23 protein-coding genes are annotated in these 22376 nt (G+C 62.3%); 15 read left to right on the top strand and 8 right to left on the bottom strand.

All coding sequences use genetic code 11. The features are described 5' to 3' along the window. The 4 genes from NLI84_RS16805 to NLI84_RS16820 all read left to right on the top strand — a co-directional run. Positions 1 to 301: transaldolase family protein (locus NLI84_RS16805; protein ID WP_284699963.1), on the top strand; the 301-nt coding region annotated here is incomplete at its 5' end. Between the two features lie 134 nt (positions 302 to 435). Beyond that, on the top strand, positions 436 to 2271 hold the full coding sequence (locus NLI84_RS16810) for an adenylate/guanylate cyclase domain-containing protein (protein WP_255991907.1): 1836 nt from the start codon (positions 436 to 438) through the stop codon (positions 2269 to 2271). Beyond that, on the top strand, positions 2268 to 2816 hold the full coding sequence (locus tag NLI84_RS16815; RefSeq protein ID WP_255991909.1) for an SH3 domain-containing protein: 549 nt from the start codon (positions 2268 to 2270) through the stop codon (positions 2814 to 2816). The genes NLI84_RS16810 and NLI84_RS16815 overlap by 4 nt, the downstream gene beginning before the upstream one ends. Positions 2817 to 2824: 8 nt before the next feature. Further along, positions 2825 to 3697 carry a M48 family metalloprotease gene (locus NLI84_RS16820; protein ID WP_255991911.1) on the top strand — a complete coding sequence of 291 codons (873 nt, stop codon included), beginning with the start codon at positions 2825 to 2827 and terminating at the stop codon, positions 3695 to 3697. 130 nt (positions 3698 to 3827) lie between these two features. On the opposite strand, the gene NLI84_RS16825 is transcribed toward NLI84_RS16820, so the two are convergent. Continuing rightward, positions 3828 to 4283: a hypothetical protein gene (locus tag NLI84_RS16825; RefSeq protein ID WP_255991913.1), complete on the bottom strand. Its 456-nt coding sequence runs from the start codon at positions 4281 to 4283 to the stop codon at positions 3828 to 3830. A gap of 553 nt (positions 4284 to 4836) precedes the next feature. Between NLI84_RS16825 and pepP the strand changes: the two genes are divergently transcribed. From pepP to NLI84_RS16840, 3 genes are all read left to right on the top strand, one after another. Further along, positions 4837 to 6162: a Xaa-Pro aminopeptidase gene (gene pepP, locus NLI84_RS16830; RefSeq protein WP_255991920.1), complete on the top strand. Its 1326-nt coding sequence runs from the start codon at positions 4837 to 4839 to the stop codon at positions 6160 to 6162. Next, complete coding sequence (locus tag NLI84_RS16835; protein ID WP_255991922.1) at positions 6159 to 7325, top strand: FAD-dependent oxidoreductase; 1167 nt, start codon at positions 6159 to 6161, stop codon at positions 7323 to 7325. Before pepP ends, NLI84_RS16835 begins: the two co-directional genes overlap by 4 nt. Positions 7326 to 7665: 340 nt before the next feature. Continuing rightward, positions 7666 to 8349, top strand: a complete 684-nt coding sequence (locus tag NLI84_RS16840) for a DUF502 domain-containing protein (protein ID WP_255991924.1) — start codon at positions 7666 to 7668, stop codon at positions 8347 to 8349. 76 nt (positions 8350 to 8425) lie between these two features. On the opposite strand, the gene NLI84_RS16845 is transcribed toward NLI84_RS16840, so the two are convergent. The 4 genes from NLI84_RS16845 to NLI84_RS16860 form a co-directional block, all read right to left on the bottom strand. After that, positions 8426 to 8683 (bottom strand): PEP-CTERM sorting domain-containing protein, encoded by a 258-nt coding sequence (locus tag NLI84_RS16845; RefSeq protein ID WP_255991926.1) that lies wholly within the window; start codon positions 8681 to 8683, stop codon positions 8426 to 8428. A 425-nt stretch (positions 8684 to 9108) separates the two neighbouring features. After that, the gene (locus NLI84_RS16850; protein ID WP_255991928.1) at positions 9109 to 9423 is read right to left on the bottom strand and encodes a PEP-CTERM sorting domain-containing protein; all 315 of its coding nucleotides are present in this window, start codon (positions 9421 to 9423) and stop codon (positions 9109 to 9111) included. Positions 9424 to 9996: 573 nt separating this feature from the next. Beyond that, positions 9997 to 11697, bottom strand: a complete 1701-nt coding sequence (locus NLI84_RS16855) for a SulP family inorganic anion transporter (RefSeq protein WP_255991930.1) — start codon at positions 11695 to 11697, stop codon at positions 9997 to 9999. Positions 11698 to 11777: 80 nt separating this feature from the next. Beyond that, a complete protein-coding gene (locus NLI84_RS16860; RefSeq protein ID WP_255991932.1) occupies positions 11778 to 12704 on the bottom strand; it encodes a LysR family transcriptional regulator in 927 nt (308 codons plus the stop codon). Positions 12705 to 12827: 123 nt separating this feature from the next. Here NLI84_RS16860 and NLI84_RS16865 point away from each other — a divergent pair, with 123 nt between their 5' ends. The 7 genes from NLI84_RS16865 (at position 12828) to NLI84_RS16895 (ending at position 18640) form a co-directional block, all read left to right on the top strand. Next, positions 12828 to 13583, top strand: a complete 756-nt coding sequence (locus NLI84_RS16865; RefSeq protein WP_255991934.1) for an SDR family NAD(P)-dependent oxidoreductase — start codon at positions 12828 to 12830, stop codon at positions 13581 to 13583. A 362-nt stretch (positions 13584 to 13945) separates the two neighbouring features. Further along, a complete protein-coding gene (locus tag NLI84_RS16870) occupies positions 13946 to 14659 on the top strand; it encodes a hypothetical protein (RefSeq protein WP_255991936.1) in 714 nt (237 codons plus the stop codon). Between the two features lie 87 nt (positions 14660 to 14746). Next, on the top strand, positions 14747 to 15496 hold the full coding sequence (locus NLI84_RS16875; RefSeq protein WP_255991938.1) for an AAA family ATPase: 750 nt from the start codon (positions 14747 to 14749) through the stop codon (positions 15494 to 15496). A gap of 81 nt (positions 15497 to 15577) precedes the next feature. Further along, the gene (locus tag NLI84_RS16880) at positions 15578 to 16048 is read left to right on the top strand and encodes an HIT family protein (RefSeq protein WP_255991942.1); all 471 of its coding nucleotides are present in this window, start codon (positions 15578 to 15580) and stop codon (positions 16046 to 16048) included. Positions 16049 to 16074: 26 nt separating this feature from the next. Beyond that, positions 16075 to 16902 carry a GTP-binding protein gene (locus tag NLI84_RS16885; RefSeq protein ID WP_255991944.1) on the top strand — a complete coding sequence of 276 codons (828 nt, stop codon included), beginning with the start codon at positions 16075 to 16077 and terminating at the stop codon, positions 16900 to 16902. Positions 16903 to 17464: 562 nt separating this feature from the next. Next, positions 17465 to 17848, top strand: coding sequence for a hypothetical protein (locus tag NLI84_RS16890; protein ID WP_255991946.1), 384 nt, complete (start codon positions 17465 to 17467; stop codon positions 17846 to 17848). A gap of 96 nt (positions 17849 to 17944) precedes the next feature. Then, positions 17945 to 18640: a penicillin-insensitive murein endopeptidase gene (locus tag NLI84_RS16895; RefSeq protein WP_255991948.1), complete on the top strand. Its 696-nt coding sequence runs from the start codon at positions 17945 to 17947 to the stop codon at positions 18638 to 18640. Positions 18641 to 18743: 103 nt separating this feature from the next. On the opposite strand, the gene NLI84_RS16900 is transcribed toward NLI84_RS16895, so the two are convergent. The 3 genes from NLI84_RS16900 to NLI84_RS16910 all read right to left on the bottom strand — a co-directional run bounded on the left by NLI84_RS16900 (position 18744) and on the right by NLI84_RS16910 (position 21253). After that, entirely contained in the window at positions 18744 to 19151 is a 408-nt protein-coding gene (locus NLI84_RS16900; RefSeq protein WP_255991949.1) for an EF-hand domain-containing protein, read from the bottom strand. 70 nt (positions 19152 to 19221) lie between these two features. After that, complete coding sequence (dkgB, locus tag NLI84_RS16905) at positions 19222 to 20022, bottom strand: 2,5-didehydrogluconate reductase DkgB (RefSeq protein ID WP_255991951.1); 801 nt, start codon at positions 20020 to 20022, stop codon at positions 19222 to 19224. 28 nt (positions 20023 to 20050) lie between these two features. Beyond that, positions 20051 to 21253 carry an MFS transporter gene (locus tag NLI84_RS16910; RefSeq protein WP_255991953.1) on the bottom strand — a complete coding sequence of 401 codons (1203 nt, stop codon included), beginning with the start codon at positions 21251 to 21253 and terminating at the stop codon, positions 20051 to 20053. Between the two features lie 94 nt (positions 21254 to 21347). Here NLI84_RS16910 and NLI84_RS16915 point away from each other — a divergent pair, with 94 nt between their 5' ends. Beyond that, the gene (locus NLI84_RS16915) at positions 21348 to 22250 is read left to right on the top strand and encodes a LysR family transcriptional regulator (RefSeq protein ID WP_255991955.1); all 903 of its coding nucleotides are present in this window, start codon (positions 21348 to 21350) and stop codon (positions 22248 to 22250) included. The last annotated feature ends 126 nt before the right edge of the window (positions 22251 to 22376 follow it).

Here is a 22376-nt window from a genome sequence, read left to right on the forward strand (position 1 = left end):
GCAGCGTCTGCTGTGGGCGTCGACCGGTACCAAGAACCCGGCCTACCGCGACACCATGTATGTGGAAGAGCTGATCGGCGCGGACACCGTGAACACCGTGCCCGATGCCACCCTCGATGCCTTCCGTGACCATGGCGAGGCTGCGGCCCGCCTGGAAACCGGTACGGCCGAAGCCATCCAGGCGCTGGTCACCCTGCGCAAGCTGGGCTTTGACTTCAACATCGTCGGCGAGCAGCTGCAAAGCGAAGGCCTCAAGCTGTTCGATGAGGCGTTCGAGAAGCTGCTGCAACTGACTGCTTAAGCCGCACGCTGACGTCGCGGCTTGAAGCCATCACGGCGCCCCACGAGGGCGCCGTGATGTTTTGGCGCCGGCTCACGGCGCTGCACGCCGCCGTCATGCTATAACGGCGGCTATCCGCACCTTCCGGCCCATCCATGTCCACCCGCCGCCGCTACCTTGCCCTGCTGCTGCTGATCATCGCCCTGATCGGGCTCGACTACGGCTGGCTTAACGTCACGCGCCCGCTCGACGACCGAGGCGGCGACGTGCTGCTGCGCCAGCATGCGGCGTCGCGTCCAGCCAGCAGCGATATCGTCATCGTCGACATCGACCAGAAGAGTCTGGAAGCGATGAACGAGGTGGCCGGCAGCTGGCCTTGGCCGCGTGCCATCCATGCCGAGCTGATCGAGATCCTTGCGGCGCAGCGGCCGCGTGCCATCGTGTTCGACATTCTGTTCAACGAGGCCGACACCTTCCGCCCGGACAGCGACGCGTTGCTGCGCGACACCGCGCTGCAGCACCGCAATCTCTATTTTCCCTATGTGCTGCTGAACGACGGTAGCGGCAGCCCGCTCAAGGCCCTCCCCGCCGCGCTCGGCATCACGCCAGGACCAATCGCCAACGCCGAGGCCAACCCGCCGCTGCTGCTGCCTACGGTATTGCCACCCGAGACCTGGCGTGGCGGGCTGATCAACTTCGACGCAGACCACGACGGCATGGGCCGCCATTACCTCGTCGTACGCCAGGTCGATGGCTGGTCCATCCCCTCGCTGCCGGCGCGCATCGCCCGCGACGCCGGCTGGAGCGTGCCTGTGGGCGAGCGGGTCCGGCTCAACTGGACGCGGCCCCACGCCCATGTACCGTTCGCCGCTATCTATCTGGATGCCAATAGCAGTACCCCCAAGCGCGCGGCGGATGAATTCGCCGGCAAGATCGTCGTCATCGGTACCGCCGCCCCCGGCCTGCAGGATCTGCGCCCCACCCCGCTGTCGCAGACCTTCCCCGGAGTGGAAATCCTCGCCACCGCCATCGACAACCTGCAGCGTGGCGACTGGCTCAGCGAGCTGCCGCGCCCGGCATTCGCGGCGCTGGCCGTACTGCTTGCCGCACTGTGCTGGCTGGGGTTCGAACGCGGCGTGAACACGCTGTGGCTGGGCCTCGCGCTCGCGGGGGCCAGCGCCGTAGCACTCGCCGCCATGTGGCTGGGGCTGAAGACCCATCATTACTGGCCGTTGATCGGCGCGCTGGCCTGGGGCTGGATCTACTTCTGGCTGGCCGCACTGATCGCTTATCTGGCGGAGAAGGCGCGCCGGGAACAAGCGGTGCAACTGTTCGGTCGATTCCTCGATCACCGCGTGGTGCAGGATCTGATCGATCAGGGAGAGCTCGACCCCAATCGCAGCGCGGAAAGCCGGCAGGTGACGGTGCTGTTCTCCGACATCCGCGGCTTTACCACGCTGTCGGAGACGCGGCCACCCGAGGAAATCGTCGCGCTGCTCAATCGTTATTTTTCACGGCAGGTCGAAGTGATCTTCCGCCACGGCGGCACGCTGGATAAATTCATCGGCGATGCCATCATGGCATTCTGGGGTGCACCGGTGAACGACGCGAAGCACGCGGAACACGCGGTCGCCGCTGCACTCGAGATGTCGCGCGAGCTCGACGCCTTCAAGCTGGAGCTGACTGAACTGGGCGCCGACTTTGACATTGGAATCGGTATCCACACCGGGCCCGCCGTGGTCGGCTTCATCGGCTCGTCGGCCCGGCTCGATTACACGGCCATCGGTGACACGGTGAACCTCGCCAGCCGCATCGAGGGCGAAACCCGCGGCGTGGCCCGGGTATTGGTGTCGCAGGCCACACGCGACGCCTGCGGCGAGCGCTTTGACTTCATCGACCGTGGCCAGCATCACGTCAAGGGTCGCGGCCAAGCGGTACAGTTGCTGGAACCGCGCGCTGTCTCGGCGCGCAACGAGGACACATCGGAATGAAACAACACTGGATATCACTGGCGCTGGCTGGCCTGATCGCCGCCGGCGCAAGCTGGGCCGACAGCGGCACGCTGATCCGCGCCACACCGCTCAAGCAAAAGCCGCTGCTCGACGCCGCCACCGTCAGCGAGCTGCCGGCCAACAGCCGTCTCAACATCGTCGCCCGCAAGGGCGCGTGGATGCAGGTAAAGACCGCCAGCGGCCAGAGCGGCTGGGTGAAACTCCTGAACGTGCGCACCGGCAGCGCAGGCAGTGGCGGCGGCGGCGGGCTCGGCACGCTGGGCAAGGTGATCACCACCGGCTCGTCCGGCACCACGGTGACCACCGGCGTGAAGGGACTGTCGGCCGAGCAGATCGAGAATGCCAAGCCCAACTTCGCCGAGCTCGACAAGCTCAAGCAGTATCAGGTGAGCAGCGGCAGTGCCACGAGCAGCGCCCGCCAGGCCGGGCTCGGTGCGCAGAGCGTGCCCTACGTGGCCTACACCCGGGGGAGCGCCAGCGGCAGCAATACCGATGCGACTTCACCGATGAACCGCCGTCCGTGAGGCCCGCCATGAAACAGAACCTGATCTCCCTCGCCCTGGCGACCTTGCTGGTCGCGCCGCTGACTCACGCCCTGGACCTGGGCAAGCTCGTCGACGAGCTCAACAAGAACCCGGACCTCGTGAACGCCGTGTCTGGCGCCGTGCAGAACACCATCGATGCCAACCGCACCATAGGCCCCAAGGAAGAAGCGGCCATCGGCGACGGCTTGGCCGCCAACCTCCTGGGCGCGGCGCCGCTGGTGAACGACGCCGCGCTGCAGCGCTACGTGAACCAGGTCGGCGCGTGGGTGGCCAGCCGTTCCGAAGCGCCGAATCTCAGCTGGCGCTTCGGCGTGATCGACAGCCCGAACGTCAATGGCTTCGCCACGCCGGGCGGCACCATCCTGATCACGCGCGGCCTCTATCAGAAACTGAACGACGAGGCCGAGCTGGCCGGCGTGCTGGCGCATGAGATCAGCCACGTGCTGCTGCATCACCATATCCGTGCCATCCAGGCCGGCAAGGGCCGCGAGGCCATGGGCAACGCACTGCAAGGCTTCGCCAGCTACAAGCAGGGCGATACCGCGCGCCAGATCGGCGCCAATGCGCTCTCGGGCATGTCCGAAGTGTTCGTGCGCGGCCTCGACAAGGACGACGAGTACGAGGCCGATATCCGCGGCATGGCGCTGGCCGCGCGTGCCGGTTACAACCCGTATGCGCTGGTCTCGGTGCTGCAGGCGCTCTCGGCGATCAACCCGGCCGACGGTACGGTGCAATTGATGTTCAGCACCCACCCTGCCCCCAACGATCGCCTGAACAAGATCGACCAGGTGGTCGGCGACAAACTGGAACGCTACGCGACCGGTGCCGAGGAAACCCAGCGCTTCTACCGGCTGAAGTAGACGTTGCCGACTGGGCGATGCAACCTACGGGCGCGAAGCCCGTTCTGGCTGCATCGCAGGCGGCGCTACTGCGCGGCCCCCGCACTTCGATCAGCACGCGCCAGTCCGCGAAAAGGGTTTGAACAGGCGCTTAGCGCTTGCTTTCAATCTGCAAAGCGAAAAACGTCCCTTCCTCTTTGTTGGCGTGGAAGCCAAAAGCGACCCGTCCTGGGGGAAGCTCAAACAGGGTCTTGATTGCTTCGAAATCTTCGATAGCGGCCCAGCGTTGCGCGTCTGGACTGATCCTCAAACCAGTCGGGCTCACGATCATGAATACATCCTGAGCAAAAACCGCATTATTCGTTCCGTTTTCCAACTTGAGGGTAGGCAGGTCGATCGATACCTTTACCGGAACGCTTTGCCCCTTGGGGATCTTGAATATGACCTTTTCTCCGGCGCGCATGTCATTGGCGATCTCCTCCGACATGCCATCCGGGAGGGTCACGATCTTCATCTGGGTGCCATCCATTTGATGGATGGTTGTACAGCCTGCAGCCAGCAGCGTGAAAAGCGCTGATATCAAGAGTGGCTTGATGCGGGAAGTCATGGCGTCTCCTTTAGAGCCCGTTCAATCCAAGATTGGCGTGGGCCTACGCTTGAGGTAACAGGCAGCTAGGAGCTGATCACAAAACCCGCGCAGCGGTTCTGGCCAGAAGCGCGAAACGCCCTGAAAGGCGATAACTCGGACTTCCTTCACGCGCAGACAGTACATGGCGTACGGCAGGTGAGTGCGACGTCGCCAGCAGGGTTTTGTTAGCCGCTCTTAATCCGGCCCCGGTTGACTGAATAACTTCCCCCGCTTGCCCTGCGGCTGAGCCCTGCCAGTTGTGAAGCGAAGATCGAGGAGCAGGCTCAACCCGAAACAGCGCAGTGGAAGTCTGCCCGGATACTACAATTGCCCTCGTCAATGCGGCAAAGCAGGCGATCAGCGTATGGACAGCAACAATTTATAAGTCTTTTCAAAAAACTGTCTAACAACACAAGACACGCAATAAGTAATAGATGCGCCCATGCCGGGCGACGCATCGCCAAGCACCCGGGCGGCTGCCCGCGGAACAAGGCAGCCGTATAATCAGAACAGCCCACTCAGGAAAGCCCGCATGCCCGCCGCGCAGCAGATCTCCCCCTTCCAGTCCCGCCGTGCCCGGCTTACCGCTACGCTCGCACCCGGCATCGTCATCGTGCCGACCGCGCCAGAACTCGCACGCAACGCCGACACCCAGTTCCCCTACCGCTTCGACTCCAGCTTCTATTACCTGACCGGCTTCACCGAACCCGAGGCCGTGCTGGTGTTGCTGGTGAAGGAAGGCGGTGAGTTCGAAGCGGTGCTGTTCTGCCGTGACAAGAACCTGGAACGCGAGATCTGGGACGGCTACCGCTACGGGCCCCAGGCCGCGCGCGAGGCCTTCGGTTTCAACCGCACCTACAGCTGGGACGACCTCGACACCGAGCTCGTCAAGCTGATCGCCAATCAGCCGCGCATCCATACGCCGTTCGGCATCGATGCCGCCTGGGACGCGCGCGTCGCCGGCTGGCTGAACGCGGTGCGCTCGCAGGCCCGCGCCGGCGTGGCCGCGCCGCGCGAGATCGTCGACGTTCGCGACGCCATCAACGAGCTGCGCTTGTTCAAGGATGAGGCTGAGCTCGACGTGATGCGCCGCGCAGGCAGCATCAACGCCGCTGCGCACGTGCGCGCGATGCGCGCGACGCGCCCGGGAATGATGGAGTACGCGGTCGAAGCCGAGCTCTTGCACGACTACTACCGCCAGGGCAGCCGCTTTCCGGCCTACACCAGCATCGTCGCTTCCGGGCCCAATGCCTGCGTGCTGCACTACGTCGAGAACAACCGGCAGATGCAGGATGGCGATCTGCTGTTGATCGACGCCGGTTGCGAGCTCGACGGTTACGCCAGCGATATCACCCGCACCTTCCCGGTGAATGGCCGCTTCTCCGGCCCGCAAAAAGCGGTGTACGAGCTGGTGCTGGCCGCGCACGCCGCCGCCATGCAGCAAGCACTGCCCGGCAAGCCCTGGAACGCGATGCACGACGCGGCCGTCGCCGTGCTGGCGCAGGGCCTGATCGATCTGAAGCTGCTGAAGAGCTCGCTCAGCGAGGCACTGGAAAGCGAGAGCTATCGCCAGTTTTACATGCACCGCACCGGCCACTGGCTGGGGCTCGATGTGCACGACGCCGGCGCCTACAAGCAGAACGGCGATTGGCGCCAGCTCGAAGCCGGCATGGTGTTCACCATCGAGCCCGGCCTTTATATCCGACCTGCCGACAATGTGCCGGCCGAGTTCGAACATATCGGCGTGCGCATTGAGGACGATGTCGTCATCACCGCCAGCGGCAACGAGGTGCTCACCGACGGCTGCCCGCGCGATGTTGCCGGCATCGAGGCGCTGATGCGGGATGTCGCCGCATGAGCACCCTGCCCGGTCATGTCGATATCGCCATCGTCGGCGGCGGCCCGGTCGGCGCGCTGGTGGCGTTGCGGCTGGCTGCGGCCGGCCACGACGTGCTCGTGCTCGAAGCGAAGCGCGATATCGGCCAGGATGCCCGCGCGCTGGCGCTGTCACACGCCAGCCGCGAAGCGCTAAATCGCGTCGGGCTGTGGGACGAAGCACGGCTGGCACCGACCGCCATCGAAAAAGTACTGGTCTCGCAGGCCGATACGCTGGGCCGCGCCGAGCTGTCCGCCGCCGAGATCAAGCTGCCGGCACTCGGCTACGTGATCGGCTACGCGGCGCTGGCGCAGCTGGCGCTGGAACGACTGCAGGCCGGATCGGCACGTGTGTCGCTCGGCACTCCCGTCACCGGCATCCGCCAGCTGGCCCGATACGCCGAGCTCAGCATCGCCACCGAGGCCGGGCCGCGGCAGCTGACCTGCCGCCTCGCCATCCTCGCCGACGGCGGCAAGCTCGTTGATACGCTGGCCGGCATCCGCCAGACCGTGAAGCCGTACGACCAGCACGCGATCATCGCCACGCTGACCCCGTCCGCGTCGCACCGCCATATCGCCTACGAGCGCTTTGCCGACGACGGCCCGCTGGCCTTGCTGCCGCGCGGCGACGATTACACACTGGTGTGGACGCAGAACCCGGCCGATGCCCAGGTGCGGCTGGCGCTGTCCGATCACGATTTCATCGCTGAAGTCGGCCAACGCTTCGCCGGCCGTGTGCCAGGGTTTACCGCGGTCGGCCCTCGGGTCAGCTTTCCGCTGGCGCTAAAGACGGTGAACAGCGTGGCCGACCGCCGCGTGGTGCTGATCGGCAACGCCGCGCAGACCTTGCACCCGGTCGCCGGACAAGGCCTCAACCTGGGGCTGCGCGACGCCACGGTGCTCGCCGATGTATTGGCCGCCACGCCGCGCCACGATGTGGGTGAGACGGCCACGCTGGCGCGCTACGCCCGCTTGCGCCGGCGCGACGCCGGCCTCGTCACTGCGTTCACCGATAGCCTGATCACGCTGTTCGACAAACCCGGCCCGCTGTTCAAGCATGGCCGCAGCCTGGGGCTGCTGGCGCTGGACCAGGCGGCGCCGCTCAGGCGCGGCTTCGCCGAGCACATGGTCTACGGCGCGCGTTGAGCGGTTTATCGCTGCCCGCGGCAGTGATCGCGCAGAATGCACTGCCCACGCCGTTTACCGCCCGTGAGCCGCCGGTATGGCCGGCAACGCTTGCGTCACCAGCCGAGCCAGATCGGCCCGCATGCCGATCCCGGTCTCGCTGCTAGGCTGGGAGCGCAGTCGATCACACAGCGGCCTACCGGCTGGCCATAGACCTGCAACGGGCTGCCGCTCCAGTGGCGGCTGCACGGTAGCGCGACCGTCGTTGTTGCCCAATCCCGATATCGCGAGGGCAATTTCCACATCACACCGTCAGATCGTCGCTTTATCATGCGCCGTAACCGCCCCTCATTTGGCCATCATGCTCAAACACAGCTTCAGATCCATCCTCACCACCTGGCTCGCCGGCCTGATCGCCCTGCTGCCGCTTGCGCTCACCCTCACGCTGATCGGCTGGGTGATCAGCCTGCTCAACCAGCTCATCGGCCCAGGCAGCCTGATCGGCAAGCTGTTCGGCCTTCTGGGTACGCCATTTGCCAGCAACCCCTACCTTGCCTACTTCTTCGGCACGCTGTTGCTGATCGCCGCCATCTACCCGCTGGGCCTCGCCGTGCAATCCGGCCTGAAGCGCCCACTCGCGGCCTTGGTGGACAAGACGCTGCGCCGCATCCCGCTGATCGGCAACCTCTACAACCTGGCAGATCGCTTCGTCGGCTTGCTGGACCAGAATCAGGAAGCGGATATCGGCGCCATGGCGCCGGTCTGGTGCTTCTTCGGCGGCGACGGCGTCGCCGTGCTGGCCTTGATGCCCAACCCGGAACCGGTAGAGCTGGAAGGCAGGCCGTACCAGGCGATCCTGGTGCCGACCGCGCCGGTGCCCATCGGCGGCGGCCTGCTCTATGTGCCGTGCGAATGGATCCGCCCGGCGCAGATCGGCGTGGACAAGCTCACCAGCATTTATGTCTCGATGGGCATCACGCCACCGCCGACGCTCAAGACTGGCAAAGTGCCGCTGGCGCAAGGCCCTGCAGCCATCCTGCATTGATCGCTGCCGGCTGCGATTTCGCGGATACGCAGCATCGGCACGAGCGAATAGCGGGTGCGATAGCGCCCCCTATCAACTAGGACTTCGTGGCTCGACGCCGGCGCAGCACCAGCGCCAGTACGCCGATCCCCATCAGCGCATAGGTTTCCGGCTCGGGCACTGGGGCCACCGGCACAAGGAAATTGAGCTGCGCAGCACCCGGGCTCCAACTCCAGCCCATCTGATCCAGCTGTATGTGTTGCTGGTAGTCGAGCGTATAGGGTTCCCACGGAGTCCGACTATCGTAAGATCGACCAAGGCTGTAGCTACCGCCACCAGCGTGTATGACGACCACCCTACTGGCGTTGTACCGGAGAAATCCACCGTCCGTTTTCGGGTACCAAGCTGCGACACGAACGTGACATCACCATTTGCCACACCGGGATAATGAGACATATCTGGGGTGTTGGGGGGCATGTCCACGTGGATGTCGGCGCGTGCAGCCGAGATGTATATTCGCTCCAGAAAGGCTTGGTCGGACAGCTTCAGGTTCAGACCAAACGTCAGCTGCTGGCCAATATCGTTTTGTTGCTCTGCCAGCGGCAGTCAGATCAAACCTCAGGGTGAAAGACTCGAAAAGCTGCCCTTCGTACCGCACCCGTTGACTGTCACCGCTAAACGACGCGCCATCCGAAACGGTCAGGTAGCGCTGGTAATCGGAGAACTGCGCATACGCCTGGGTAGCCAACAACAGGCCCATTGCGGCAATCATCGGCTTCATCATGCTCGCACCTCATCACGATGCGACTTCCCAACCTGCTGGCGCCGGCGCACCAACAAGCCAGCGAGCAAGCCCGTTCCCATCAGCGCGTAGGTCTCCGGTTCCGGCACCGGGTTCGCCACGAAGGAGAGCTCGATTTCCGGTACGGTGAACGAGTTGCAGCAGCCCATCTGCCAGGCTTTCAACGAACTGTAAAAGACTTGCTCCGGCCCGCCAAATGCGCCCTGAAAAGTCTGCGTGTACAAATAGGGCCGCGTTTCGGTCGTAGCCTCGAAGAGGGGGTCTGCGTAGACGGTCTCAAACAGTTTGCCCACGCTGTATTCCCGGCCGCCAAGCTGATGGTAGTAGTCGAGAGAGAGACGCCAATTTCGGGATCAGTGCCGTCGTGGTAGTCGCGCTTTATCACGTACGTCAACTCACCAAGGCGCAAGTGCGTCAGAAATGCCTGGTTGGACAGACTACCCCGCAGGGTGAAGGTCTTAATGGGCCAATACTCTATAGCGGTCGGTAAGATGGTGAGATTGAAACGCTCGTACTGGCGACCGTTCAAGGTAAACAGCTCGCTGGTGCCCGTGACATTGCTTTGCTCGACTTTCCACTCCGTCAAAGTCAACCAACGGCTGTAATCACTGAACGCCGCATGCGCCGAGCTCGTCACCGCGAGCAGCGCCACAGCAGACCATATTTGCTTCATTGCCATGCTCCTCAAATGCAACCCCCTGTGGCTGCTGAGGCATTGATGCACGGAAATATTTTCTTCTTAAGAAAGAAATTAGACAGCAAATAAGCGGATTACGATGTGCTAAATCGTTTTTATCCCAGCTTGCGACGGTGGATCGCCACAATGGCGCTGCCTATGCAGCGCCGATGTAAGCGTATGGCAAATGCTAGCTCTGATCCGGTGCCGCCGCCGTAGGCAAAGCCAGGAACGCCGCCAGCGCCGCCTGGCGCGATGGATAGAAATGAAGGCCGGTGCTGGCCGGATCGATCCGGCTATGCGCCAGCCACTCCATCAGCTGCGCGGTACGGCCGGCGATCACCAGTTCGATACACGATTCGGCCAGTTTTTTTTGCAACGCCCTGATCGCCAGCGCACCGGTCAGGTCGACTTCGGCAATCGATACCGCATCGATCACCACCCAGCGCGGTGCGTGCTCCGCCACCAAGGCCAGCAGGCGCTGGCGGAAATAATCGGCATTGAAGAAGGTGAGCGGCGATTCGAAGCGGTAGATCAACAGGCCGGCAATCGGCTTGGCCTCCGGGTAGTGCGCCAGCTCGTACAACCCGCCCTGACCAGCAATCACGCCGAAGAGCTGCTCGGATGGCCGCGCCATCTGCATCAGGAAGCGCAGCAAGGCGAGTGCCACCGCCAGCAGGATGCCGGACATCACACCGAACAGCACCACGCCGATCACGGTGGCAAGCGCGATCTTGAACTCGGCGCGACTGTAGCGGCGCAACCCCAACAGGCCATCCATATCGATCAGGCTGATCGAGAACGCGATCAGGATGGCGCCCAGCGCCGCCACCGGTAGCGCGGCGAGGATATCGGTCAGCAGGAACAGCGACAGCAGCAATGCTGCAGCAGCGATCAGCGGCACCATGCGGGTCCGCCCGCCCGTTACATCGGCCACCAGTGTGCGCGAGCTGGAACCTGCCACGGCAAAACCCTGGCTGAGCACGCTTGCAATATCGGCTGCGCCCAGCGCCAGGAATTCGCGGTTGCCATCGATCTCGTAGCCGTTCTTGACCGCAAAACTGCGCGCGGTGAGCATGCCGCTGCTGAACGACACCAGCGCCAGCGCCGCGGCCGAGGGCACCAGCGTGCCCAACAGATCGTGTGGCAGGCTGGGCCAGACCCAATGCGGCAGGCCGGATGGCAACGCGCCGACCACCGCCACGCCATAGCGCGACAGCTCGAACAGATAGCTCGCCGCGGTCACCGTCGTCATCGCAACCAGCGCTGCCGGGCCGCGAGGCCAGCGGTACTTGAGCGGCGCATAGATGGCGATGGTCGCGCCGGCGAGCGCAAGGGTGATCCAGTGTATGTCCGGCAGCTGTTGCGCCAGCGACAACAAGCGGCTGATCACGTCATTGCCGGGCAGCTTCAGCCGCGTGATTCTGCCGAGCTGGCTGATGACAATACTGATCGCCACGCCATTGAGCAGCCCGGCCAGGATGGGTCGGGACAGGAAATCGGCGAGAAAGCCCAGGCGAAAGCGGCTGGCCAGCAGGCAGAACACCGCGCACAGCAGTGACAAGGTGATCGCCAGCGACTCGTATTCCGCGGTGCCCGCCACCGACAAGGGCGCCAGCGTGGCGGCGATCATGGCGCAGGTGGCGGCATCGGGCCCCACGATCAGCTGCCGCGACGATCCCACCAGCGCATACACCACCATGGGCGCGATGGAGCTGTAGAGCCCGGCGACAGGGCTCAGCCCGGCGAGCTGGGCATAGGCGATGCCTACCGGCAGCGCCACCGCCGCCACCGAGATGCCCGATTGCAGATCGGCGCGCCAGTGCTGCCGCTGGTAGTGGATCAGCTCGGCAAGACCTGGCATCCAACGGTTAGAGAGGGCAAGCAGCATGGCCAGATCGCGAACGATGATATCGCCACCTTAGCGCATGCGGCGCGCCGCAGCCTGAGGCCAATGGCCGGCCGAGCTGCTCAGCCCGAAGCGGCTTGATCGTCATCCGACTGCAGATAAGGCGCCATCACCTGGGCCAGCCAGGCCATGAAGGCCTGCACCCGCCGCGGCAGGTGGCGGCGGTTGGCGTAAAGCAGCGAGACCGGCATCGGCTCGGCGCGCCAGTCCGGCAGCAACTCCACCAGCTCGCCGCTCGCCAAGCCATCCGCTACGCCGACCCGCGGCAGCTGGATGATGCCAAGGCCCGCACGGCATGCGGCCTGGTAGGCCTCGGAGTTGTTCACTGTGATCACCCCAGCCATCGCCAGTAAGGCCACCCCGCCAGGGGTTACGTACTCAAAGCCCGCCACCTTGGCGCCCAGCGTCGCGGCGTAGTGCACCAGCCGGTGCTGAGCCAGATCGGCCAACGTGCCGGGCCGGCCGTAACGCGCCACGTAATCGCGACTGGCGCAATTGACCATCTCGAAGCGCCCCAGGCGCCGCGCGATCAGGCTGGAATCGACAAGCGCCCCCACCCGCATCACGCAATCGAAGCCCTCGCGCACCAGATCCACCCGCCGATCGGTGCTGGAGAGCTCCAGCTCGATGCGCGGATGCGCGGCGAGGAACTCCGGCAGGCGCGGCAGCACATACATGCGCGCGCTGGCCGCCGGCAAATCCACCCGCAACCGCCCCGTCAGATCCCCCTCCCCCGCCTGAAACATGGCCTGCAACTCATCCATGTCCGCCAGCAGATCGCGGCAGCGCTCGTAATACGCCTGGCCATCCTGCGTCATCTGCACCCGGCGCGTGGTCCGGTGCAGGAGCCGTGCGCCCAGCTGGTTCTCCAGCTGCTGCACCGCCGCCGAGATGCTGGCCTTGGGCAGGCCCAGCTGTTCGGCCGCCTGGGTGAAGCTGGCAAGCTCCGCCACCCGCAGGTAGACGCGCATCGCGGCGAGTTGCTCCATGCCGACCTCATTGTTCGTTCAATTCGAACAGTTTAGCCATATAAGCGCAATTTATCGCCAACCATCACAACAATACACTGCATCGCAAGCCGGACCTCCGGCGTCATCGAACAGGAGCTCATCATGACCAAGATCGCCCTCATCACCGGCGGCAGCCGTGGCCTCGGCCGCAATGCCGCGCTCAAGCTCGCCGCACGCGGCACCGACATCATCCTGACCTACCGCAGCCAAGCCGGCGAAGCGGCGCAGGTGGTCGCCGAGATCGAGGCACTGGGCCGCCGGGCCGTGGCGCTGCAGCTCGACGTGGCCGACAGCGGCGCCTTTCCCGCCTTCGCGGCGGCCGTGCGCGAACAGCTGCAGGCGCGCTGGCGCCGCGAACGCTTTGACTACCTGCTGAATAATGCCGGCATCGCCATCTACGCCACCTTCGCCGAAACGACGGAGGATGAGTTCGACACGCTGATGAAGATCCACCTGAAGGCGCCGTTCTTCCTCACCCAGGCCTTGCTGCCACTGATCAACGATGGCGGCCGCATCCTCAATGTCTCCACCGGCCTCGCGCGCTTCGCCCTGCCCGGCTACGCCGCCTACGCAACGATGAAGGGCGGCATCGAGGTGCTGACGCGCTATCTCGCCAAGGAACTGGGCGGGCGCGGCATCGCCGTTAACGTGATCGCCCCTGGCGCCATCGAGACCGATTTTGGCGGCGGCGTGGTCCGCGACAACAGCGAGCTGAACGCCCAGATCGCCGCCCAGACCGCGCTGGGTCGGGTCGGCCTGCCGGACGATATCGGCAACGCCATCGCGCTGCTGCTGTCCCATGAGGCCGGCTGGATCAACGCCCAGCGGATCGAAGCCTCGGGCGGCATGTTCATCTGAGGCGGCAGGAAAAAGAGGCGCCCTTGGGGCGCCTCTTTTTGCCGACGATGCTCGATGCCAACAATTTCGCGCCATGCTGGGCGACGAAGCGTGTCGACGCTTCATCCTGCTGGATGGCCGCACGATACCCAAGCCATTGCGGTCAGTGCACCCGCCACTCCCTCTTGCGTGAATACCGCCGGTATACGCTGGGCCTCTTGGGCGCAGGCCAGCTCATCCAGCCCCGGCAATTTGATTCCGAGCATCTTGTTTTAACAAAAACAACACCGCCGATTTGGCTAGCGCCTGGGTCGCAGCCGCGGCATGACGCTAGACTGCATGGTGTGTTAGAAATACTGCAACCTAGGCCTTACCCCCAACGGATGGCGCACGCCGTGAAAGCGGTTGAATGCAGCAATCCAGCCAAGGTAAGCCTCGTCGGTCCGTATGCAGTCATGCAACACCCGAACCCGGTCACGGACCAGGCCCTGCAGCGTGGTGAACGCGATGCATCGGCCGCCATGGTATGTTTACCTCGGATTTTTAGGGTCGCTAAAACCCGGCGTAGCGGTCGAAAACTAGCGGGGACAAGGCGCGGCAGCCGGATGGCTGGCGCATTTATCACCCCTAAACGATCCGCGACCGGTCTTTTAGGGACACTACTTAACGTTAGAGGTCTTGTGAGCAACGGGTTCACTGATGTCATCTGGGAGTGGGACGCACGCTCTGATAGGAGAGAGATTCGTGCGCTCTTCTCTCTTTGCGAGAAGCTCCAATTCCTTGCGATGCCCGCCGCTGACCAGGCCGAGTCCGTACCCGACTGCCCGTGCTGCAAGCTGATTCAATGCTTTGACAGCGCATATAGCGAGTTCCAGCAAACGATTGCGACTTACGCCGCTCCAACGACCCTTGATGCTCTGTCGGAAGTGTCTCTTGCCATTGACTCGCTTACGGACAATGAGGCGCAGTGCTTCAACCGCGAGATATTTCACCTGGATGGATGGACAAGGATTCGAGATAGTTCTTCCATGGCCTTGATTGCAATTGAATGGGGCACCCTTGATGGCTTCCGGCCCTACCTAGAGATGAAAGCCTAATGCTGCTCGTTCCCCGGACGACCTCTAACAATTCATTCAAGCCGACCGCCACTTCGTGGCGGCGGCTTAATTCAGGCGTTGGGCGTCATGATCTCGTCTCAGTACGTTAGCCGAATCACCTTACGTCGCGAGAAGGTCGATTCATTCAATCGCTACCCATTCAGTCTTCCAGCCGTTCATTCCCTTGAGAGCATTGACCTTCACCCAAAAGTCACCTACTTCGTGGGTGAGAACGGTTCTGGTAAATCAACGCTGCTTGAGGCCATTGCTATCTCTCTTGGTTTCAATGCGGAAGGTGGCACCAGGAATTTCCGCTTCGGCACTCGGCGTTCCCACTCTGAGCTTCATGAGTTCCTTCGCATCGCAAAGGGATTTCGCAGGCCTCGAGATGGTTTCTTCTTGCGAGCAGAAAGCTTCTTTAACGTCGCCACAGAGATCGAGAACCTCGATGCAGAGCCTGCTCCTAGCCCGCCAGTCATCAACTCATATGGTGGCCGATCCTTACATGAGCAATCACACGGCGAGTCATTCCTGGCACTCATGACAGAGCGCTTTGGCGGCCAAGGCCTATATATCCTTGACGAACCGGAGGCAGCCTTGTCACCGCAACGTCAACTTGCCGTCCTGGCACGAATACATGACCTCGCCCAAGATGACTCTCAGTTCATCATTGCCACTCATTCGCCAATCCTGATGGCGTATCCCGAATCGGTTATTTATCTCTGCAGCAAAGACGGCGTTTCGCAAGTTGCGTACGAAGACACTGAGCACTTCCAGGTCACTAGAGATTTTCTGGCCAGTCCGGACCGCATGCTGCGCAAGCTGATGGTGCGATGAGCACAATGACGCCCTTCCATCGAGAGGACATCGCCCGGCAAGCCGGCCGCTGCCTCACATGTCAAACGTTAGGGGCCACACATGAACCAGCATTTCATTTTTGAAACTGACCATTGGCTAGTCAGCCACCGCAGAGATGCTCGCCACCCTGGTTATCTCATGGTTTCGTCTCGTGAGTCGAAGAGTGATTTACATGAGCTGAGTGCTAATGCACTGCAAGAACTCGGCTGGGTGCTGAAAAATACTGAGAAATTACTGCATTCGTTCTATGCGCCATGCAAAGTTATTTTCTATAAGCTAGATTTTTCTAGCGGTTTTAGTTGCCATTTTCATGTCGCACCAGTGACGAACAAACTGCTATCTGAAATAGTTTCCCATCCGGACTACACAAACGAGCCAGATGGGAGCGATACAATTCTATTTCTGAGCCGAACCTATTGCGAACGGCCGCTAACAGAGGCTGAATCATTAACCATGAATGATGTTGTTAGCCAATTGCGGAAAGCTGCCAAGACTTCACTCAACCGGGACGAGTTAACGCCCGCCCGTTAGTTCAAACGTTAGCCTTTTCTGGTTCTATGAACATATTTCAAGCCTTGATCGTAGCTACTGTCTTTTGCCTTATCGCTGGTAGCAGCGTCGCGAACGAAATTGTTTTCCTCGGCGATGAAATACGCCTAGATGTGCTAAAAAAATGTGGGGCCGAATGCCAGAGCTCTAGGATAAAAGTCGGCACCCCCAGTCGCGGGGCCACCGCATCAGAAGTTGCAAATTCGGCACAGAGCGCTCGGCACGCAATTATTGTCGTCGATGCTGCTTCTGGCCCTCTCCAAATCACGAGGGAGCACATTCTCATTGCGCGCCAAGCGGGCGTTCCTTCGTTGTCTGTTATGTTCGTCAACATGCCTCTGCTTGAAGGGATGCGCGACGCTAACGAGCTTGTCGAATTAGAAGAGTTTGAAGTCAGGGAGCTGATGAACAAGTACGAAATGGGCGGCAATACAGCGATGGTTTTCCATGATGCATCGATCCGATCCATTCCAAAATTGCACACAAATGGAGTCGGAACCAAGGCCATATTGAGTAAGACTCTGTCGCTACCGGCCAGAAAAGTCGTTTCGCTAGAAAAATTTTCGGGCCGAACTTTACATGCATACCTCTATCTTCTGACCAAGCTCGAATCAAAGTACACTGCTGTCTTGAACAAGGGATCGGCAGTTGCTGTCTGGATCAACGGTCAGTCTGTTAGCGCAGTGGTCAAATCGGCACGCTCGCTTAGTCCGGGAGGCAATGATGAACTGATGTTCGAAGCTCAAACCCCAATTAACGCCCCGCTTGGATCGAGATTATTGCTTGAGCTAAAGGGGGAGATTGTTGCTGCCGGAGTGCTGAGCCGTGGCGGCTAACAACTCCGTCGAGAGGGACCGCCCACACGCTGCGCTTGTAGGTACCCTTCACGGCTTCTCCGCTTCGGCGGCCCCTCACGTCAAACAATTAGGTGCCGCTATGCAAGTGGATGTACGAGTCATTGGTTTTGGATTTCTAGTGTTTTGTGTCATTACTGGACCAATGTACGCAGCGCCTGCCTGCGGAATTTCAATTTCCACCCCAATATCGGAAATATTTCTTTGGCTTCCGTATATTGCGGCATTCCTGTCCGGCCTTACTATTGCGCACCAAGGACGACACAATGAAACTGTTAATGGGATCCTTCTGTCCTGCATCATTTCATTGTCACTTGGCGCCATCAATTTTTGGGGCCACTTCATAGGTATCCCATCAGATTTTCCCAGTGTGCACTATTCGCTTTGGCTCACCGCACTCGCCCTGCCTTTTGTAGTATTTCTTGTAATAGCGGGGATTGGCAGTAAAGGTTTGTGGCGCGCGTACAGAAATGGCGCCTAACTCTTCATTCAACCGGGATGGGCTAACGCCCGGCCGTTAATTCAAACTTTAGGGCTTACCTCCGTGAAGCGATTATCTGCTGTGTTCATCGCACTAAGCATTATCGTCGTATTGCCCTTCATCTACTTCAGATTCACGCCGCTTGCTATCGACGGAGTGGTCGTCACTCCGGGACCAAGCTGCAATGGTGGCATTGATATGGAAACGCACAGCAGCTCAGCCTGGAAGGGCGGCTCACTCATGGTTGAAGTCTCCGAGCCCCAGACCTGCGGCGAAACGCGGCGATCTGCTGCGGTTCAACGGATAGGCGGGCGGCTGTTTATTAGAACCAAGTATTCCTCACCGACCGACGAGGTGGCCGCTTGCACCTGCCGGCAGCACTTCAGCCTTTTGGTCCCTGGCGTGCCGGAGCGGGACTACGGCATCACCGTCTACAATCTGCCCTAACGAATCATTCAGGCCCACGCCTTCGGCGCGATGCCCAACCTCTCAGTCAAACCCGGACGCGCTAAAGTGCGCCGGTTACTTCTACCCTTAGCCTGCATGCAAAAGCCTTCCGCCTTCCTTGTCGCTCTTTGTGCCGGTCTTGCGGTGGTCGCGGCGCACGCTTCGGAGAGCAGATGCTTCGGCACCGTTGCAAACGGACACCTGGAAGGAGGGGTCCAGCTCCCTCCGTCCGGGCCCAACTTCGAGACATATAGCTCTGTGGGATGGAGCGCCGGGCGCACCTATGTCCATTCGAGAGTGGCCGAGATCGTTGTTGCGGCGTATGGCGCGCTTGCTGCCCATGAGGCCAACGTCCACTTCGTGTACGGCGAAACGGGGTGGGAGTCGGGCGGGAATTTCAGGCCGCACCGGTCACATCAGAACGGCCTGTCCGTCGACTTTTTTGTTCCGGTACGCGATCGCGCAGGCACCCCGACGCGCCTCCCGATTGGGTTCGCGAACAAGCTTGGATACGGGATCGAATTCGATTCAGGGGGGCGCTACGAGCAATACACGATCGACTACGAGGCCATAGGCGAACATCTGTACCAGCTTGATGCCGCTGCTCGTGCTCGCGGAGTGGGCATTGCCATGGTGATCTTCGATTCCAAATACCTGCCTATGCTCTTCGCGACCTCGCGTGGCGATTACCTGCGTCGGAACATCCCCTTCATGAAGGGCAAGCCCTGGGTGCGGCACGACGAGCACTACCATGTTGACTTCTCGATTCGGTGTGCGCCCAATGCAGGCTGACGTCGATCGGTTATCCAGATAGACCAAAGCCGTACTTTGGCTTCCCTCCGTTAAGTAAAAAAGGCGCCCTTGGGCGCCTTTTTAAAGCAGATCAATCGGGCAATCAGGCGCCGCCGACGTCGGGGTCCATGCGGTGCTGTTGCAAGCGGGTACGGTAGGTATCCCGCGCACGCTTGCGCTCGGCAGAGGTGAGCACGCCGTTGTGATCACGGTCCGCGTGGTCGAACACCTTGCCGGCCAAGGTGTCGGCCTTGGCGAAGTATTCATCACGGTTGACGTCGCCGTGCAGGCGCGACGGATTCATATTGCTATCCTTCGCCACCTCCTTGCGCTTGGCATCTCGCTCCTGCTGTGTCAGCACGCCATCCTTGTTGGCATCGAGCTGTTCGAACAGCTTGCCTGCACGCTCGCGCGCTTCCTTCAAGAAGTCATCCCGGCTGGTATCCGCTGCCAGGCCCAGTTGTGCAGCCAGGCCCAAACCTGCTGCCACCCACCATAAACGTCTGTTCATCGTCGGCTCCTGTGACACCGGCACGCAGCCGGTGCCACCACCTTAGGCGACACAGCAGGCCGCGTGGCCATCAATCCCATTCCGGGGCGAAATCCGGCTTGGCGAGGCGCTCGCCCCGGTCCAGTGCGGCGATTTCCGCCATCTCCTCGGCCGAGAGTTGCAGCCGCTGCGCGGCGAGATTGCTTTCCAGGTTTGCCCGTTTGGTCGACGACGGGATCACCGCGTAGCCCTGTTGTAGCAGCCACGCCAGCGCCACCTGGGCCGGCGTTGCGCCGTGGTTGGCAGCAATGCGCTGCAGCAGCGTGTCTTCCATCACCTTGCCGTAGGCGAGCGGCATATAGGCGGTGAGGTGGATGCCCGCTCCATGTGCGAACTGCGCAAGCTTGCGGTTCTGCAGAAACGGGTGGATTTCCACCTGGTTGGTCGCGATCTGGTCCGCGCCGACAACATCGATGGCCTGCTGCAGGTGGCGGATGGTGAAGTTGGACACCCCGATCTGCCGCGTCAGACCCTGGCGCTTGGCCTCGAGCAGCAGCGGCAGGTAATCGGCCACGGCAATCTCGTCGTGTGGCGAGGGCCAGTGGATCAGCGTGAGATCGACCGCGTCGGTGCGCAGCTTGGCCAGGCTCTCCTTCAGGCTGGGCAGCAGCGTGTCGGGCGTGAAGTTGCTGGTCCAGATCTTGGTGGTGATGAAAAGCTCGCTACGCGGCACGCCGGATTCGGCGATGGCCTGGCCGACTTCGGCCTCGTTGCCGTAGATCTGGGCGGTATCGATGTGGCGGTAACCGACGGCAAGGCCGTTCTTCACCGAATCGATCACTTGCTGGTCCTTGAGGCGGAAAGTGCCTAGACCAAATGCGGGAATGGACATGCTGTGCTCCTGTCGAGGGGTCCTGAACTCAATGCGCGGCGGCAAACGCGGGCTTGTCAGGCGCGAAGGCCGGGTTGACGCGATCGAGCCGGCCGCTCCTCGCGGTAAGCAGCCAGGCGCCGATCACGATCAGCCCACCTATCCATGGCGTGTGCAGCAAACCCAGATGCTGCACGATCAATCCGCCGCCCCAGGCGCCACCGGCGATGCCCAGGTTGAAGGCGGCAATATTCAGGCCCGATGCCACGTCGACCGCGTGCGGCGCGTGCTGCTCAGCCTGTTGCACCACATAGACCTGCAGCCCCGGCACATTGCCAAAAGCGAAGGCACCCCAGGCCAGCACGGTGGCCAGCGCCAGCCACGGATTGTTGGCGGTGACGCTCAGTACGAACAACACCGCAGCAAGCCCGGCGAAGATCAGCTTCAGCGCAGCGATCGGACCACGCCGGTCGGCCAGCCGGCCACCCCAGATATTGCCCACGGCCACCGAGACACCGTAGACCAGCAACACCCCGCTCACCGCGCCCGCGCTGAAACCGGACACCTGCTGCAGGATAGGCGCGAGAAAGGTAAAGGCAACAAAGCTGCCGCCGTAGCCCACCGCCGTCATCGCGTATACCAGCAGCAATCGCGGCTGTTGCAGCACCTTCAGTTGCTGCAATACCGAAGCCGGCGGGCTGCTCTTGATGTGACGCGGAACGAACACGGCGCTGGCGACGAACGCGATCACGCCCAGCAGCGATACTGCCAGGAAGGTCTCCCGCCAGCCCAAATGCTGGCCGATGAAGGTGCCCAGCGGCACGCCGGTGACCAGCGCCACCGTCAGCCCGGAGAACATGGTGGCGATTGCGCTGGCCGCCTTTTCACGTGGCACGAGCCCCGTGGCGATGGTGGAGCCGATCGAGAAGAACACCCCGTGCGCAAGGCCGGTGAGTACGCGCGCCACCACCAGCGAGGCGTAGCCTGGCGCTTGCCAGGCCACCAGGTTGCCGACAGTGAACAGCAGCATCAGTCCCAGCAACAAAGCCTTGCGCGGTACCCGGCCGGTCAGCGCAGTCAGTACCGGCGCACCGATGGCCACGCCCAGCGCATACAGGCTGACCAGCAATCCTGCCGAAGGCACGGAAACGCCGAGATCGGCGGCGATGGTGGGTATCAGGCCGACGATGACGAACTCCGTCGTCCCGATGGCGAAGGCGCTGATGGTCAGCGCCAGCAGGGCAAGTGGCATGGCAAGGCTCCAGTGAACGAAGCCGCAGTGTCCGGCTTTGACCATTGATGAAAAAGCCGCTAAAAACCAAAAAATACTTGAAAAAAAATCAACAATGAAAACCACACTCGACGAACTCGCCACGCTGATTGCCGTGGTGGATGGCGGCAGCATCACCGCCGCCGCCGAACGGCTGGAGCAGACCGTTTCCGCCGTCAGCCGCACGCTGGCACGGCTGGAGACCAAGCTGGGCGCCACGCTGCTCCATCGCACCACCCGCCGGCTGGAACTCACCGAAGAAGGCCGGCTGTTCCTGGAGCAGGCGCGGCACATCGTCGCCAGCGTGGAGGATGCCGAGGAACTGATGGCGCTGCGCCGCAGCCAGCCTGCAGGCCGGCTGCGGGTGAATGCCGCCGCCCCGTTCATGCTGCACGTGCTCGCGCCGCTGGTGCCCGACTTCTGCGCCGTCTACCCGCAGATCGAGCTGGAACTGAACACGAGCGATCACATCATCGACCTGATCGAGGAACGCACCGACGTTGCCATCCGCATCGGCACGCTGGCCGATTCCACGCTGCACGCCCGAGCACTGGGCAGCAACCCACTGCGGGTGCTGGCCAGCCCCGCCTACCTGGCCGAGCACGGCGCGCCGCAGCAGGTGGCGGATCTCGCCCGGCACCGCCTGCTCGGCTTCACCCAGCCGGACAGCCTCAACGCCTGGCCCTTGCGCCACGCACTGGGCGAGCACTACGCCGCCCAACCCACACTGCGCGCCTCCAGCGGCGAAACGCTGCGCCAGCTCGCGCTCGCGGGCGCGGGCCTGGTCTGTCTGGCCGATTTCATGACCCGGCATGATCGCGAACGCGGTGCCTTGATCCAGGTACTGCCTGAGCACACGGCGGACGTGCGCCAGTCGGTGCACGCGGTGTACTACCGCAATACGGCGTTGGCGCCACGGATAGCCTGTTTTCTGGATTATGTGGCCGCGCAAATGGCCACCGGGCAAGGCGGGGCCTGACTCATCCCAGCGTGCCACAAGCGCCCGTTTCCGACGCGACCGCGACCGCGTTCGGGGCCAGGCGGGTGGCGGCGAGCGATGTCCGGGCAGGGGCCACATGCAGCAGTGGCCCCCAGGGCTGCGCAG

Source organism: Chitinolyticbacter albus (genome assembly GCF_024437655.1).
Lineage (GTDB): Bacteria > Pseudomonadota > Gammaproteobacteria > Burkholderiales > Chitinibacteraceae > Chitinolyticbacter > Chitinolyticbacter albus.

Bases quoted from the DNA above. Each gene is read 5' to 3' on its own strand.
- NLI84_RS16810 (WP_255991907.1), top strand. From the start codon at position 436: ATGTCCACCCGCCGCCGCTACCTTGCCCTGCTGCTGCTGATCATCGCC.
- NLI84_RS16815 (WP_255991909.1), top strand. From the start codon at position 2,268: ATGAAACAACACTGGATATCACTGGCGCTGGCTGGCCTGATCGCCGCC.
- NLI84_RS16820 (WP_255991911.1), top strand. From the start codon at position 2,825: ATGAAACAGAACCTGATCTCCCTCGCCCTGGCGACCTTGCTGGTCGCG.
- NLI84_RS16825 (WP_255991913.1), bottom strand. From the start codon at position 4,283: ATGACTTCCCGCATCAAGCCACTCTTGATATCAGCGCTTTTCACGCTG.
- pepP (WP_255991920.1), top strand. From the start codon at position 4,837: ATGCCCGCCGCGCAGCAGATCTCCCCCTTCCAGTCCCGCCGTGCCCGG.
- NLI84_RS16835 (WP_255991922.1), top strand. From the start codon at position 6,159: ATGAGCACCCTGCCCGGTCATGTCGATATCGCCATCGTCGGCGGCGGC.
- NLI84_RS16840 (WP_255991924.1), top strand. From the start codon at position 7,666: ATGCTCAAACACAGCTTCAGATCCATCCTCACCACCTGGCTCGCCGGC.
- NLI84_RS16855 (WP_255991930.1), bottom strand. From the start codon at position 11,697: ATGCTGCTTGCCCTCTCTAACCGTTGGATGCCAGGTCTTGCCGAGCTG.
- NLI84_RS16860 (WP_255991932.1), bottom strand. From the start codon at position 12,704: ATGGAGCAACTCGCCGCGATGCGCGTCTACCTGCGGGTGGCGGAGCTT.
- NLI84_RS16865 (WP_255991934.1), top strand. From the start codon at position 12,828: ATGACCAAGATCGCCCTCATCACCGGCGGCAGCCGTGGCCTCGGCCGC.
- NLI84_RS16870 (WP_255991936.1), top strand. From the start codon at position 13,946: ATGGCGCACGCCGTGAAAGCGGTTGAATGCAGCAATCCAGCCAAGGTA.
- NLI84_RS16875 (WP_255991938.1), top strand. From the start codon at position 14,747: ATGATCTCGTCTCAGTACGTTAGCCGAATCACCTTACGTCGCGAGAAG.
- NLI84_RS16880 (WP_255991942.1), top strand. From the start codon at position 15,578: ATGAACCAGCATTTCATTTTTGAAACTGACCATTGGCTAGTCAGCCAC.
- NLI84_RS16885 (WP_255991944.1), top strand. From the start codon at position 16,075: ATGAACATATTTCAAGCCTTGATCGTAGCTACTGTCTTTTGCCTTATC.
- NLI84_RS16895 (WP_255991948.1), top strand. From the start codon at position 17,945: ATGCAAAAGCCTTCCGCCTTCCTTGTCGCTCTTTGTGCCGGTCTTGCG.
- NLI84_RS16900 (WP_255991949.1), bottom strand. From the start codon at position 19,151: ATGAACAGACGTTTATGGTGGGTGGCAGCAGGTTTGGGCCTGGCTGCA.
- dkgB (WP_255991951.1), bottom strand. From the start codon at position 20,022: ATGTCCATTCCCGCATTTGGTCTAGGCACTTTCCGCCTCAAGGACCAG.
- NLI84_RS16910 (WP_255991953.1), bottom strand. From the start codon at position 21,253: ATGCCACTTGCCCTGCTGGCGCTGACCATCAGCGCCTTCGCCATCGGG.
- NLI84_RS16915 (WP_255991955.1), top strand. From the start codon at position 21,348: ATGAAAACCACACTCGACGAACTCGCCACGCTGATTGCCGTGGTGGAT.